Annotated in this window: 16 protein-coding genes, 1 pseudogene and 1 riboswitch; of the genes and pseudogenes, 10 read left to right on the top strand and 7 right to left on the bottom strand. The window is 40.5% G+C overall.

The genetic code is table 11. The features are described from left to right. Nucleotides 1–10: 10 nt before the first annotated feature. A pseudogene (locus MOJ78_RS07380) lies at nucleotides 11–711 on the top strand (class I SAM-dependent methyltransferase). A 450-nt stretch (nucleotides 712–1161) separates the two neighbouring features. Here the strand turns inward: MOJ78_RS07380 and MOJ78_RS07385 are convergent. After that, entirely contained in the window at nucleotides 1162–1725 is a 564-nt protein-coding gene (locus tag MOJ78_RS07385) for an FAD-dependent oxidoreductase (RefSeq protein WP_304980547.1), read from the bottom strand. Nucleotides 1726–2010: 285 nt separating this feature from the next. Here MOJ78_RS07385 and MOJ78_RS07390 point away from each other — a divergent pair, with 285 nt between their 5' ends. Beyond that, nucleotides 2011–2799: a zinc-dependent metalloprotease gene (locus MOJ78_RS07390; RefSeq protein WP_304980548.1), complete on the top strand. Its 789-nt coding sequence runs from the start codon at nucleotides 2011–2013 to the stop codon at nucleotides 2797–2799. A gap of 42 nt (nucleotides 2800–2841) precedes the next feature. Here MOJ78_RS07390 and MOJ78_RS07395 read toward each other — a convergent pair whose 3' ends face one another. From MOJ78_RS07395 to MOJ78_RS07405, 3 genes are all read right to left on the bottom strand, one after another. After that, nucleotides 2842–3165 carry a DMT family transporter gene (locus MOJ78_RS07395; protein WP_304980549.1) on the bottom strand — a complete coding sequence of 108 codons (324 nt, stop codon included), beginning with the start codon at nucleotides 3163–3165 and terminating at the stop codon, nucleotides 2842–2844. Beyond that, nucleotides 3162–3506 carry a DMT family transporter gene (locus MOJ78_RS07400; RefSeq protein WP_304980550.1) on the bottom strand — a complete coding sequence of 115 codons (345 nt, stop codon included), beginning with the start codon at nucleotides 3504–3506 and terminating at the stop codon, nucleotides 3162–3164. The genes MOJ78_RS07395 and MOJ78_RS07400 overlap by 4 nt, the downstream gene beginning before the upstream one ends. 48 nt (nucleotides 3507–3554) lie before the next feature. After that, a riboswitch (guanidine-I (ykkC/yxkD leader) is annotated at nucleotides 3555–3657 on the bottom strand. An 89-nt stretch (nucleotides 3658–3746) separates the two neighbouring features. Continuing rightward, nucleotides 3747–4427, bottom strand: coding sequence for an ArsR/SmtB family transcription factor (locus tag MOJ78_RS07405; RefSeq protein WP_304980551.1), 681 nt, complete (start codon nucleotides 4425–4427; stop codon nucleotides 3747–3749). Nucleotides 4428–4508: 81 nt separating this feature from the next. Between MOJ78_RS07405 and MOJ78_RS07410 the strand changes: the two genes are divergently transcribed. Next, the gene (locus MOJ78_RS07410; RefSeq protein WP_304980552.1) at nucleotides 4509–5120 is read left to right on the top strand and encodes a flavin reductase family protein; all 612 of its coding nucleotides are present in this window, start codon (nucleotides 4509–4511) and stop codon (nucleotides 5118–5120) included. A 48-nt stretch (nucleotides 5121–5168) separates the two neighbouring features. Here MOJ78_RS07410 and MOJ78_RS07415 read toward each other — a convergent pair whose 3' ends face one another. Together MOJ78_RS07415 and MOJ78_RS07420 are read right to left on the bottom strand one after the other, a co-directional pair. Then, nucleotides 5169–5615 (bottom strand): GNAT family N-acetyltransferase, encoded by a 447-nt coding sequence (locus MOJ78_RS07415; protein ID WP_304980553.1) that lies wholly within the window; start codon nucleotides 5613–5615, stop codon nucleotides 5169–5171. Nucleotides 5616–5644: 29 nt separating this feature from the next. Further along, nucleotides 5645–6289: a YczE/YyaS/YitT family protein gene (locus MOJ78_RS07420; protein ID WP_304980554.1), complete on the bottom strand. Its 645-nt coding sequence runs from the start codon at nucleotides 6287–6289 to the stop codon at nucleotides 5645–5647. Nucleotides 6290–6469: 180 nt separating this feature from the next. Between MOJ78_RS07420 and MOJ78_RS07425 the strand changes: the two genes are divergently transcribed. The 4 genes from MOJ78_RS07425 to MOJ78_RS07440 all read left to right on the top strand — a co-directional run bounded on the left by MOJ78_RS07425 (nucleotide 6470) and on the right by MOJ78_RS07440 (nucleotide 9161). Then, nucleotides 6470–7384 carry a Nif3-like dinuclear metal center hexameric protein gene (locus MOJ78_RS07425; RefSeq protein ID WP_304980555.1) on the top strand — a complete coding sequence of 305 codons (915 nt, stop codon included), beginning with the start codon at nucleotides 6470–6472 and terminating at the stop codon, nucleotides 7382–7384. Between the two features lie 58 nt (nucleotides 7385–7442). Further along, nucleotides 7443–8228 carry a phosphotransferase family protein gene (locus MOJ78_RS07430; RefSeq protein ID WP_304980556.1) on the top strand — a complete coding sequence of 262 codons (786 nt, stop codon included), beginning with the start codon at nucleotides 7443–7445 and terminating at the stop codon, nucleotides 8226–8228. Nucleotides 8229–8246: 18 nt separating this feature from the next. Then, nucleotides 8247–8702: a GNAT family N-acetyltransferase gene (locus tag MOJ78_RS07435; protein WP_304980557.1), complete on the top strand. Its 456-nt coding sequence runs from the start codon at nucleotides 8247–8249 to the stop codon at nucleotides 8700–8702. Between the two features lie 96 nt (nucleotides 8703–8798). Further along, nucleotides 8799–9161 carry a lipoprotein gene (locus MOJ78_RS07440; protein ID WP_304980558.1) on the top strand — a complete coding sequence of 121 codons (363 nt, stop codon included), beginning with the start codon at nucleotides 8799–8801 and terminating at the stop codon, nucleotides 9159–9161. A gap of 134 nt (nucleotides 9162–9295) precedes the next feature. On the opposite strand, the gene MOJ78_RS07445 is transcribed toward MOJ78_RS07440, so the two are convergent. Next, entirely contained in the window at nucleotides 9296–9454 is a 159-nt protein-coding gene (locus MOJ78_RS07445) for a hypothetical protein (RefSeq protein ID WP_304980559.1), read from the bottom strand. Between the two features lie 185 nt (nucleotides 9455–9639). Between MOJ78_RS07445 and MOJ78_RS07450 the strand changes: the two genes are divergently transcribed. From MOJ78_RS07450 to MOJ78_RS07460, 3 genes are all read left to right on the top strand, one after another. Next, nucleotides 9640–11265, top strand: coding sequence for a peptide ABC transporter substrate-binding protein (locus MOJ78_RS07450; RefSeq protein ID WP_304981201.1), 1626 nt, complete (start codon nucleotides 9640–9642; stop codon nucleotides 11263–11265). Nucleotides 11266–11391: 126 nt separating this feature from the next. After that, on the top strand, nucleotides 11392–12327 hold the full coding sequence (locus MOJ78_RS07455; protein WP_370529777.1) for an ABC transporter permease: 936 nt from the start codon (nucleotides 11392–11394) through the stop codon (nucleotides 12325–12327). 3 nt (nucleotides 12328–12330) lie between these two features. Next, nucleotides 12331–13269, top strand: a complete 939-nt coding sequence (locus tag MOJ78_RS07460) for an ABC transporter permease (protein WP_304980560.1) — start codon at nucleotides 12331–12333, stop codon at nucleotides 13267–13269. Nucleotides 13270–13277 lie beyond the last annotated feature (8 nt).

Genomic DNA, 13277 nt, shown 5'->3' on the forward strand with positions numbered 1-13277 from the left:
GAGAGATATAATGGCTCGGGAAACGATTCAAAATATGGATGATGTTTTAAAGATGCTCGATTCGCTGCTTAGGGATGAAGGAGAATGGTGGAACGGTTTTTACGAAGATCGTAGCAAAGAAATCCCGTTCTTTGTGAACGTCCCTGATGAGAATTTGGTCGAGTATTTTGATAAAGGAATTTTTATCGATGGAAAGGTACTTGAGTTAGGCTGTGGACCAGGTCGAAATGCAATCTATTGTACAGAAAAAGGTTGTGAAGTGGATGCAGTAGATCTTTCGACGGAAGCGTTGGACTGGGGAAAAGAACGTGCTGACGAAAAGGGGTTGGATGTCAACTTCATTCATAGCAGCTTGTATGATTTAAATCATCAACCGGAATCGTATGACATCATTTATGATAGTGGTTGCTTCCATCATATCCCGCCACACCGACGGTTCACTTATTTAGAACTGATCGAGAATGCCTTGAAATCGGGAGGGTATTTTGGACTTACTTGTTTTCGTCAGGAGGTATGGGCTCAGACATGTCCGATTGGGAGGTGTACCGTGATAAAAGTATGAAAGGCGGGCTCGCGTTTACGGAAAAGAAGCTGGTGGAAATCTTTAATACGCTTGAGGTTGTAGAGATTCGGGAAATGCGTGAATTCAAGCAGCCTGCTCGTGTTTTTGGCGCTTCTTTTTTGTGGGCAGCACTTTTTAGAAAAAAATAAAATAAGCACTTTACATACGAACGTTTGTTCTGTATACTAGCTTTATAGCGACCTCCGCTAAATCTGTTGAACACTTTGTTCTATATCTAGGGATGATCTTGACGTAGGTCATCCCGTCCCTTTTTCAAAGGTCGAATTGAAAACATGATATATTATGGAAAAAGTGAGGTTTCACACTCAGTGGAAGAACATTTAGAATGATTTACGGAAGCAGAAGAATAAACGATTTGATCGGCTCGATGAAGACAGCAGGTTATTAAAGGAAGAAGTTTCTGTGGTTAAAGAAATAGTAACCAGTAATCTAACCGAGAATCGTAGTCATTTTAAGCACATAGAAACGAAGTTAAATGACCACGAAAAAAATTCGTTAATGCTGGTTCTAGAATATTTGTTTAAACATCCTCGATAACAAAACGGTGCCCCGCAATGGAACACCGCACCTTCTAAGTATCATTTCAAAACGTCATGATCGACATACCGCTCGCCATTCAATTCACTTACGATATTGATCGCAACCTTTGCGCCATCACCTGCAGTAACGATTGTATGCATTGTAACGCCTGCAACTGTACCGGCAGCCCAAATTCCTTCTTTGTTCGTTTTACCTTGCTGATCAACTTTTATAATGTTCTTGATTCGTGGTTCCGTTCCAGGGATAACTTCAACACCGATATTTTGTGCAACATCAACGAGCATTCCTGTTGCAAGAACAACGTGCTTTGCTTCAAACGAGTCACCGTCTTCAGTTACGACTGTATGAGTTCCGTTCGAGCTCCTCACATCGGTAACAGCTTTCTCAACCCACTCTGCACCAAACTTTTCTGCTTGCTTTTTACCAATTGCAACCAAATCAGGACCGGAAATGCCTTCTGCACCGTAGTGGTTGTCGAGCCAAGCGCGTTTTGTGACACTTTTACCATTGTCGATGACAAGCGTCTTTTTGTCTGCCTTACTAGTGAATAGAGCAGCACTCCCACCAGCTGGACCACCGCCAATGACTATAACGTCGTACATAATAATTCCTCCCTAGTAGATTGAGTTCGAAACACTTTCATGGTAAATACTACTAGACTTTTAGTAAAGGAATATGCTCGGCACCTTGATTGGAAGAAATTCTTATTTTAAGAGGAAAGATAGGATTATTAGTAAAATACTTGGGAAATGTGTCAAAAAATCAAGTGTAAAAACAGCTGTAAATATACTCCATTTTCCCAATGTGGTTTTAAAGGATTTTCTGGTAGTGACATCTAATCTATTAAACTATGCGCGCGCAAACTAATCATATTGGGAGGAACTAATTTGAAATTCAAAAAAGTGTTATTAACCCTGTCCCTTGGTCTTTCACTTGCACTTGTCCCGACGTTATCTTTTGCTCACGATGCTAGTCCGGCAGCTGCTCCCCAAATTGAGGTACTACCCAAAGCAAAAACAAAGTTAAAGGAAAATAGTAAAAAGCCAGCAGTAGTAGAATCAGATACGACTGCAAAGATTTTGAACGAGAAGGGTAATGTGGTAGGTAAAAGAACCTTTAAAAGCAACAAAACGGATGACGCAGATTCGCAGGCAAGTATTGCTGCCACTAGAACTGTAACGGTTTTAGCGGTAGCAGACGAAGAATATCGTTCTGCATATGGCGACTGGCAAACTCGTATTCAAAACATTGTGGAATATGCAGATAATGCATTTAACCGTGATCACGCAATCGATTTCCAGGTTCACGCTTTGGCTGCCTGGAGCTCACAGGGCGGAAACAGTTCTCAAATCCTTCAAGACCTTGGCAGGGATTTTGATGGATTAGGATATGATTTTGTAGTTGGTTTCACTCGTGATTCAGCGTTTGATGCTGGAGGGATTGCCTATGTTTACGGTTCAGCACCTTACGGGAGTGCATTAAGTGTCAACCTTGATCAGGGAGTTACGAATACTTGGCATGCATCCCAGCATGAGTTCTCTCATAATTTCGGCCTAGGACATGATCCACAAGGTAGCGGGATCCGCTGTATCATGAACTATGATTATTCTTATAGTGTCGATTACTGGCACCCAGAACATGACTCCCAAATTGAACAGAACGAATATTGGTATTAAAAATAATAGAACCGGCTTCGGCTGGTTCTTTTTTTATGCACATTATGACTCACCAGTAATGAACTTAAGGCCTACTGCTGAACCAAGTACCATGAAAATAAATAAAATACGCATGGAGCTTTTTTCCTCACCATAAAAAATCATTCCGAGCATCGCTCCTCCAGATGCTCCGATCCCCGTCCAGATTGCGTATGCAGTACCCATTGGCAATGTTTTCATCGCTAATGATAAAAACAGGAAACTTGCACCGAAACCAATGAGCAAATAAAATAATGATGTAAAATTACGATGTGTATGGAGGCGGTTGATCATTACGACCCCGGTCATTTCAAATATCCCAGCTAAAATAAGATAAATCCAGCTCATTGTGACTTTGCTCCTTCTGTACCATTCTCTTTTGTTACAAATTTTAAACCAATAACGCCAGCTAGTAAGAAAACAATTAAAACAAGTTTTGCAATATTAAAGGGTTCTTCGAAAAAGAGTATCCCAGTAGTAATTGTTCCGACAGTCCCTAGTCCGACAAATACTGAATAAACTGTACCTATTGGCAGGTGGCGTCCAGCCATGATCATGAGATAAAAGCTAATTAGAATGCTTACGATTGTTCCGCCCCACGTCCAGAAGCCATCAGCATGTTTAAGGCCAATCACCCAAAATACTTCAAAAAAGGCTGCAAAGAATACTTTAAACCATTCCTTGTTCATTAAACTCACTCCAATTTGTATTAAAAAAAGCCCTAGAGATTATAATGAATCTCCCAGGCTTTTGTCCGTCCGTGTGCACAGTAAAATCACTGTGTGTTTTCTCTCGGACCAGACCAGCCTCAGGAGCTGCGGAACCCTAGAAAACAATTTTAATCTATTCAATTTCCGAGTTTATTATTGCACAAAATAGAAGCAAATACAACTGAGGGGAATTTGATCTGCATCAAATTAGCCTCTCATCTACAATTCGATGGAGAGGAGCTCTTTCAATTCGCTTTTCCCTGTAGAAGTAACCTCTATCGCTCGCGTTTTTGGAATCCGTTTGATCCAATTCCGGTCGAACATTGATTCAAGCAGTGCATTTCCGAGTGAACCTGCAAGGTGATGCTGTCGTTCACTCCAGTCAAGGCAGCAACGTGCAAATGACCTTCGTTTACTTTCATGAAAATCTATATCAATATCAAGGTTTTCGAAAAAATTTTCTCCTGTTTGTGTAACGATAAAGTCAAGTTCCATTTTCTCGATATAGCCTTTCTTACTTAAGGCATCTGTGACCTGAACGCCTACAAAACCAGCGAGATGATCATAACAGGTTCGTGCATATTCAATTTGCTTTCTCTCTCGTGCTTCGTTGAACGAATTTGGTTTCGATTGAGGTGATACTGAATACAGCGATTCAATCAGACACGCAACATCGTTGTTTGTCAGCTTATAGTATCGATGACGTCCATGACGTTCAACTGAAACGATTCCTATTTCAAGCATCTTGTTTAAATGAAAACTTGCCGTCTGAGGTTTTATTTTGGCGAATAGGGCAAGTTCACTGGCGGGATGTGGTTTTCCGTCCATCAATAAATCGAGTATTGCAGCTCTAGACGCATCATTCAACAGCGAGACGATTTTAGTAAGGTCCGGGTTCAAACTTATTTCCTCCTTTACATTCATACTTCGATTATAATCGAAATGTGATTTCGATACAATATATCTAAAGGAGTTGGTTTGATGAAAAAAGCTGTACAAATACAAGAAATAAAGCCAAAGATATTATATTATGGAATGCCCGTGTTGTTGCTTGCCACATTAAACGAGGACGATTCCACGAATATTAGTCCAATGTCCTCCTCATGGGCGTTGGGTCATTATATCGTATTAGGTATCGGTGCAGGTGGGAAGGCTCTCGAAAATTTGAAACGACATCCGGAATGTGTGATCAACCTACCAGATCCAACTCTATGGGAAACAGTTGAAAAGCTCGCACATTATACAGGAAAAAGAGAAATTCCAGACTATAAACGAGACCTAGGTTTTACATTTGAAAAAGATAAATTTAAGGTGAGTGGACTAACGCCGTTGCGTTCAAAAACAGTCCAACCCGATCGAATTGAATCTTGCCCATTACAGATCGAAGCAAAGGTTAAAAACATCCGGATACCTGGCTATTGTGAGGGATTAGCCATTGTGGAGACAGAGGCAATACACGTCCATGCGCATGAGCAAATTATTGTTGGCGAACGACATATCAACCCAGAAAAGTGGAGCCCGCTGATTTATAATTTCCGACATTATTTTGGACTTGGAAAAGAAGTTGGAAAGACGTTCAGGGCAAAGACCTAAAAAAGCGGGGATTGTCAGTTATTGAAAACCGCATCCCCGTTCCTCATATTATTTTTGTCTTATCCAAACCATTTCAATGTGCGGTATGCCGTCTTCTAAAAACACATCAGAGTTTTGTCGAAGTCCAAAAGCAGCGTAGTAATGCTCTAAGTGCGCTTGAGCTTCGATTTTGATTACCTGGGGATGGTATTCCGCTTCAATGAACTCCATTACCTTCTGAAGTAATTCGTTTCCGAGCCTTTTACCGCGATGGTTTTTATTGACGAGAACTCGACCGAACTTGATATAGTCTTGTTTATCGATTACTCGAGCATAGGCTAGCAGTTCATTTTCTTCCATTTTAAAAATGTGAAAGACATTCGGGTTTAGATCATAGTCATCGATTTCTTGATAAGGGCAGTCTTGTTCAACGACGAACACCTTCACTCGTTCTTGAAAGATTGTAATGAGTTCTGTTTTTGTAAGTTCTTCTGTCGTACTGATTTTCCAGGGCATAGTTCCGTTCCTTTCAGATTGTATGATTCTTAAACTGATTTTGCGATTTCTTTTTGATTGGGTTGATGTGAAAGACGATTAACCAATTTTCTGCTTCGTAAAAAGGTAGCTTGAAAAATCGGACTTTGAATGAATGTATAGATGAATGTGAAGACAAAGACCGGACCGCCGAGCAACCAGCCTATTACAAGTACGCCACTTTCCGTAATGATTCGCACCCTACTGATCGAAAGTCCAGTTTTGTCGGAGATTGATAGCATGAATCCATCGCGCGGACCGGCACCAACTCCCGCTGAATTATAAACTCCACCACCAATACCCATAAGCGTGATTCCAAGAAATAACACAAGAATGTCGAGTACCACGTTCAAACCAGTTGGTGGAAAAAAGTCAACAAATAAAAATAAATCAATCATAACCCCGACAAAAAACGCATTTAAAAATGTACCGATACTTATGTAAGATCGATCAATGAGTAACGAACCGGCAACAAGTACACCACCGATGATCACGGCCCATGAACCGATAGTGAGCCCAACCCTTTCAAACATAGCAATGTTCAACACATCCCACGGGTGCAAGCCAAGGTACTGAACTTTGATCGCAGTTGCAATGCCATAACTAAAAATAATGAGGCCGGCAAGAAAAAAGATGGGACGTATGGTTCGGCGCATGTGTGTTCCTTCTTCCACTTGTATTTTAGCTTCATTATAAAATGTTTGTAGCTTGGGTGGCAATGAAATGAACTTGTTAATCCTGAAAACTTGTACCGCCCCAAATATTGACAAAGGCACATTGGAACGAGATACTACTTAAAATAGTTTCATAGTAAAGTACATATAGAGGTGGACGCATTGGAAAATATGGTAAAGGTTAAACAACTGCTCGATTCATTGTTCAACATTATTGAGCTTGATAGGGACCCGGGATTCAGCAGGTTCATTCCACAAGTGTATGACCCGATTAAGGTTGATTGGACACAGTATTTTGAAGCAGATTTTTCGAAGCGCTTCAATGGTTTGATGATGAAAGGGAGCGATCAGATGAATACTGTTTTTCTCGCTGTTTTCCCAACGGATCAAGTATTGGAGTCTTTTATAAATGAGGCGTCAGAGGGGGATCTGCTTTTCCTGCATCATCCGTTAGTGATGGAGTGCGGAGATCCAAGAGGCGAGTGGGGGCGTGGTTTCGTTCCGATCCGTAAGAGCCTGTTACAGTCACTCAAAGATAAGAAACTTTCCGTTTATACATGCCATACCCCATTAGACTACCACCTCGAGATTAGTACGAATATGGCAATAGCGAATGTAATGAATGCGCTAGTAATTGATCGTTTTATCTATGAAGAGGGTAAGTCGATCGGGTTAATTTGTGATGTTGAACCAATTGATACTGCTGGTTTAATAAAAAAGCTCGAGTCCATATTCGAGATTCCTTATGTAGATTTTGAAGGGGAACAACATAATTTCATTGACAGAATAGCAATTGTTGCAGGCTGCGGGGACAAAGTCGCTTTTATGAGGGAAGCGGAGTCTTTTGGAGTTCAGGCGTATGTAACGGGTGAGATTCATTGCCATATCGACAATGACTACGGTCGTGCGAAGTATAAACAGATGATGGATTATGTTCCGGAAAGCACAATGTCATTGATTGGAGTGTCGCACTCAGCTTCAGAATACATGGTGATGCAGACACAAATGAAAAACTGGTTCACCGATAAAATGGATGTGAACGTTCGCTTACTCCCACAACATAAATGGTGGTTGTGAGAATGATAGTTGTTCAGGCTTTTATAAAAAATGAGAATAAAGCATTAAGGAGAACAGTGTGAATCCAATAAATAATAATGAAATTCCGACTGCAATTCTAGCCACTGTTGGGAATATAACTAAAATGACCTTTCCGAAACAGGGGTGTACTTCGGATGTTGCAATTTTAGATGGATTACATGGGCAGTTTGTATTGAAAAGAGCGAAGATAGAACAATTTCGCACATGGCTGGCACGAGAAGTGTTTGTCTTGAACAGCTTGTCACAAACTGTACTTCCAGTTCCTAATGTATTTCGTTTTGTGGAAGAAAACAATCAGTCGTGGGTGCTAATGGAATTTTTCCAGGGACAAACGTTAAGGGACTATTTAGCGCGTGAACGAGATCCGGAGAACCGACACCAGGCCATTTTTAATTTTGGAAAAATCCTCACGACACTACATGCCACCGAATGTCCAAACGAATTGAAGTCAGAAGAGTTGTGGCTAGATGAGTTGCTGGAAAGAGCACAGTACAATCTTGATCACTATCAAGTCGACGGTTCTCAGGAGTTACTAGACCAACTTATGAAGGACAAACCTGCACCGTATAAACAAACGTTAATACATGGAGATTTCACCATTGATAATGTTCTCGTGCATGAAGGGGAGATTATTGGAGTCATTGATTGGAGTGGAGGAGCATATGGTGATCCAAGATACGATGCTGCCCTTGCGATTCGCCCAAAACGCAATGCATTTGAAACTGATGAGGATAAAGAATCTTTCTTTGAAGGATACGGCAAAAAATTTATCACCAAGCAAGACTATGAGTATTTCGAGAATGGCCTTTACGAATTTTTTTAAAGGAAGAAGTGATTCCAGATGACGACAATTAGGCCTGCTAGATTAGAAGAAGCACAATATTTAAGTGCTTTGGCATTGGAATCGAAAGTATGCTGGGATTACAGCGAAGATTTTATCGACAGTTGTGTGGAAGACTTAACGATTAATGAGCAATACATAACAGACAATTACGTTTTTGTGCTCGAGGATCAAAGCAATATCATCGGATTTTTCAGTTTTAAAAAAGAACCAGAGAGATCCTGGCTCGATTTCCTCTATCTCCACCCTGTTTATATTGGAAGAGGGTATGGGAAAATCATTTGGAACAATGTAGTTGAGAAAGCAAAACAGTTAAAAATCGAAACGTTCACCATCGACAGTGATCCAAACGCAAAACCCTTTTACGAAAAAATGGGTGCTGTACTGATTGGAGAAACCCCTTCGACTGCCATTGAGGGAAGAATGCTACCATTGCTGAAATTCGAAGTGAATTAATATTTCATTCACGAAATATTCAATCTTATTAAATGTATGATCTTTCCAATAGGGTAAAATAAAGGTGATTAAAACTGGAATATTGGAGGGATTATCATGAAAAAGTTCTTATTGATGTTTGTGATTGTAGCACTATTGGCGGGATGTACGGATAAGTCAACAGTGAAGGATCTGAACATCGAGGAAATGTCCCAAGACGAACTAGCGAAGCAAAATGTTCAAGTATGGCTGGAGCTTGAATCCAGACAAAAGAACAACCTTGCGATCGATGCTCTACATGAAGGCGGATTGACGAAAGCAGAATACCATGATCATTTTAGATTGGTGATCAAAGAGATGAATCGCTGGGCCTCAGAAAAAGGAAACGATGAGTTTACGATCGCAGAGGGTTTAAAAGCTAATGTTTTAAATGTCAAAAAATCAATTGAACTTCTTAATTCTAAAGCTGAAGGGAATTAAATGAAATTAAGGAGGATATTGATACGAATTTCGAAATATTAATGTTCTGTCCTTAATTCTCAAACAATCCATTACTAAGCTCAAAGCTATTGAATTAATATTCACCTTTATTTTCGAGTGTATCAATCTAATAATTACAGAACGAATGAGGGGTGTCCTTTTATGGGATCGCCCCTTTCTTCTGTTTCTTCATATGTATCCATTTCAACATCGGTCACACCGTATCTGTTTATAGCCTCATTTACAACTACTTCTCGGTCTGTTTTCTTCATCTTAATCAATGCTACATTCATTGTTTCGTCTTCGTACTTAGTTGTTTCTCCGTGTACAAATCCCATTCACTTCTAAAGTAACTATATGTATATGTTCTGTTTCACTCGATTCTAGACGGATTAACCAATATATGAATATTGAAAGTTAGCGGAGAGATACTAACCAAAGTTTAAAAAACAAGTATGGAGGTTGTGACTTGAGAACAATGCGGAATTTATTCAAGAAAAGACTAATCATTGTAATTAGCTTATTTCTTATCTGTAATTTATTCCTTGTTGCATGTGGAGGAGATAATGGCGGTGGTGGTGGAGCACCGGCACAAGAGATCAGCTTAAACATCAGTACAGAGCCATTCTCATTAAATCCGGGACTTGCAAACGACAGTACATCTGGAAGTGTATTGCTTCAAACATTCGAAGGATTGACGCGAATCGGAAAAGATGGAAAGCCTGTCAATGCAATGGCTGAAGAGGTTAAGGTCTCAGAGGATTTGAAAACATATACGTTCACTATTCGGGAGGAAGCGAAATGGTCGAATGGTGACCCAGTAACTGCAGAGGATTTTGAATATGCTTGGAAGTGGGCATTGGACCCGAAAAACCAGTCACAATATGCTTATCAGCTCTATTACATCAAAAATGCCGAAGCAGCTAATGCCGGAAAAGGATCTGTTGATAACGTTGGGGTTACAGCGGTTGATGAAAAAACGTTGAAGGTAGAGCTTGAAAATCCAACACCATATTTCTTGGAATTAACAGCATTTTATACGTATTTTCCGGTAAATAGTAAAATCGCGAAGGAAAATCCAAAATGGCACACCGATGCTGGGGAAAACTATACATCCAACGGTCCATTCACAATGACAAGTTGGGAACATAGCGATGAGATCATTCTCGAAAAGAACGAGGACTACTGGGATAAAGACGAAGTTACCCTCGAACGTATCGAAATGATCATGGTTAATGATCCAAATACAGAATTGAGTATGTTTGATAATGGGGAGTTAGACTGGGCTGGATCACCAACAGGAGTATTGCCGATAGAAGCGATTCCGTCTCTCAGAGATTCCGGAAGATTAAATGTCGAGCCAATTGCTGGCACGTACTGGTACAAATTCAACACAGAGAAAAAACCTTTCAACAACCCAAATATTCGTAAAGCTTTTGCGTATGCTATCGACCGTAAGGCAATCGTGAATAATGTCACAAAAGGTGGACAATTACCTGCAATGGCCGTCGTGCCGCCTACAATGATCGAAGAAAACGAAGAAGGTTTCTTCGAAGATGCCAACTTCCAAGAAGCAAAACGGTTACTGGAAAAGGGTCTTGCTGAAGAAGGATATGGAAGTGTCGATGATCTTCCGCCGATTACACTCTCTTATAATACCTCTGATGCACATGCTAAAGTTGCCCAAGCGATTCAAGATATGTGGTTAAAGAACCTTGGGGTAAACGTAGAATTACAGAACGCTGAATGGAAGGTATTTATTTCTCAGTTGCATGGTGGCAACTATCAAATCGGCCGAATGGGATGGTTAGGAGATTTCAACGACCCAATCAACTTCTTGGAGCTTTATAAAGAGCTTGGTGGTAACAATGACACAAGGTGGCATAACGATCGATTTGCAGCATTGTTAGAAAAATCTGCAACAGAAAAAGACCCTGATAAACGTTTACAGATTTTGAAAGATGCCGAAAAAATCATAATAGACGAAATGCCGATCGCACCCATTTACTTTTACACGAATACATGGGTTCAGAATGAAAATCTAAAGGGTGTTGTACTTTCTGGCTTGGGTGATGTGCAATTTAAATGGGCCCATATGGAGTAGTCATCCACTATTAAAGAACAAAATTTCCAAGGGTTGACCGGCTATGAAAGCATCAGCCCTTGCTCAAAATATACCGACTAAGAATGTTGAAAAGTTGATAATGGAATCTGAGTAATGGAGGTGTACATGTTGTTTATTTTTATTATAAAACGCCTGCTATTTATGCTCTTATCGCTACTCATCATCATTACTGCCACATTTGGATTGATGAGAGCTGCACCTGGTGGTCCTTTTACAGGTGAAAAAGAACTTCCGCCTGCTATTAAGGAGAACTTGAATGCCTTTTATGGCTTGGATCAACCGTGGTATATGCAGTACTTTGATTATCTTGTATCTATTGCTCAATGGGATTTTGGACCTTCCTTTACCTACAAAGGCCAAACCGTAAATGATTTCATCAATGACGGTTTCCCTGTTTCATTCTTGTTAGGAATGGAAGCTATCTTTATCGCCGTTGCAATCGGAATATTGTTAGGTACGGTCGCAGCATTGAGGCACAACAGATGGCAAGACTATGGGGCGATGGTCATTGCTGTTCTCGGTATATCCGTACCAAGCTTTATCATGGCTTCAATTTTACAATATTACCTGGCTATGAAATTAAATCTTTTCCCTGTTGCACGATGGGATACGTTTATGCACTCCGTTTTACCTGCACTTGCACTTGCCTCTACTCCGCTGGCATTCATTGCTCGTTTGACTCGTTCAAGCATGCTAGAAGTATTAAGCAATGATTATATAAAGACAGCGAAGTCAAAAGGATTAAGTGGCCAAGTTATCGTTTGGCGCCATACGATTCGAAACGCATTAATGCCTGTTGTTTCTTATATGGGTCCACTCGTTTCAGCGATTTTGACCGGAAGTTTCGTTATCGAAAAAATTTTCGGCATCCCTGGACTAGGAATGCACTTTGTAACAAGTATTACAAACCGTGATTATACAGTCATCATGGGGGTCACTGTTTTTTTCAGTATTCTATTATTAGTTTCTATTCTCCTAGTTGACATAGCCTATGGTTTAATAGACCCGCGCATAGAGATAGCTGGTAAGAAGGGGGAGTAAAGAATGCAACATGAGCAGTTGAAAACCGAAGAGATTCCTAAGGATTATTTAACATTTGTTCAAGCTGGTGAAAATGAAGCAGAAAAAATCACCCGCCCAAGCATTTCATTTTGGCAGGACGTTTGGATGAGATTTCGTAAAAATAAGCTGGCGATGTCCGGAGTGGTGCTTTTATTTCTTCTTTTGATCGCGGCAATTATCGGTCCGATGTTAACTCCCTATGATTATAGGACGACCAATTTACAAGGAACAAATCTGCCTCCGTCTGCTGAGCACTGGTTCGGTACTGATAATCTTGGACGAGATATGTTTACACGCACTTGGGAAGGTGCACGTATCTCTTTATTTATAGGTTTTTCGGCAGCGATAATTGATTTGTTTATCGGTGTATTATGGGGAGGCGTTTCCGGATTTAAAGGTGGCAAGACAGACGAGGTGATGATGCGTGGAGCCGATATCTTATGGGCTGTCCCTTACTTATTGCTTGTCATTTTATTAATGGTCGTACTCGAACCAGGACTGACCACCATGATTATTGCGATGACAATTACAGGATGGATTAACATGGCCCGTATTGTCCGTGGACAAGTCTTACAATTAAAAGGGCAAGAATTTGTCTTAGCCTCACAAACATTAGGAGCAACTACGAACCGAATTATGTTTCGCCACTTGATTCCGAATACGATGGGGCCAATTTTAATCACAATGACATTAACCGTTCCGACCGCAATATTCACAGAGGCATTCTTAAGCTATCTTGGTCTTGGTGTTCCTGCACCATTAGCCAGTTGGGGCACAATGGCAAGTGAGGGACTTCCGGCAATGAGGTATTTTCCATGGAGACTCTTTTTTCCGGCAACCTTTATTTGTTTAACAATCTTTGCATTTAATGTAATCGGTGATGGCATGCGAGACGCACTTGATCCGAAACTGCGTAAATAAGGATGTGA

Source organism: Alkalihalobacillus sp. AL-G (assembly GCF_030643805.1).
In the GTDB taxonomy this organism is placed as follows: domain Bacteria; phylum Bacillota; class Bacilli; order Bacillales; family Fictibacillaceae; genus Pseudalkalibacillus.

Coding starts and splice junctions, on each gene's coding strand:
- MOJ78_RS07385 (WP_304980547.1), bottom strand. CDS start 1,725: ATGTACGACGTTATAGTCATTGGCGGTGGTCCAGCTGGTGGGAGTGCT.
- MOJ78_RS07395 (WP_304980549.1), bottom strand. CDS start 3,165: ATGAGCTGGATTTATCTTATTTTAGCTGGGATATTTGAAATGACCGGG.
- MOJ78_RS07400 (WP_304980550.1), bottom strand. CDS start 3,506: ATGAACAAGGAATGGTTTAAAGTATTCTTTGCAGCCTTTTTTGAAGTA.
- MOJ78_RS07410 (WP_304980552.1), top strand. CDS start 4,509: ATGAAAAAAGCTGTACAAATACAAGAAATAAAGCCAAAGATATTATAT.
- MOJ78_RS07415 (WP_304980553.1), bottom strand. CDS start 5,615: ATGCCCTGGAAAATCAGTACGACAGAAGAACTTACAAAAACAGAACTC.
- MOJ78_RS07420 (WP_304980554.1), bottom strand. CDS start 6,289: ATGCGCCGAACCATACGTCCCATCTTTTTTCTTGCCGGCCTCATTATT.
- MOJ78_RS07435 (WP_304980557.1), top strand. CDS start 8,247: ATGACGACAATTAGGCCTGCTAGATTAGAAGAAGCACAATATTTAAGT.
- MOJ78_RS07440 (WP_304980558.1), top strand. CDS start 8,799: ATGAAAAAGTTCTTATTGATGTTTGTGATTGTAGCACTATTGGCGGGA.
- MOJ78_RS07445 (WP_304980559.1), bottom strand. CDS start 9,454: ATGAATGTAGCATTGATTAAGATGAAGAAAACAGACCGAGAAGTAGTT.
- MOJ78_RS07450 (WP_304981201.1), top strand. CDS start 9,640: ATGCGGAATTTATTCAAGAAAAGACTAATCATTGTAATTAGCTTATTT.
- MOJ78_RS07455 (WP_370529777.1), top strand. CDS start 11,392: ATGTTGTTTATTTTTATTATAAAACGCCTGCTATTTATGCTCTTATCG.
- MOJ78_RS07460 (WP_304980560.1), top strand. CDS start 12,331: ATGCAACATGAGCAGTTGAAAACCGAAGAGATTCCTAAGGATTATTTA.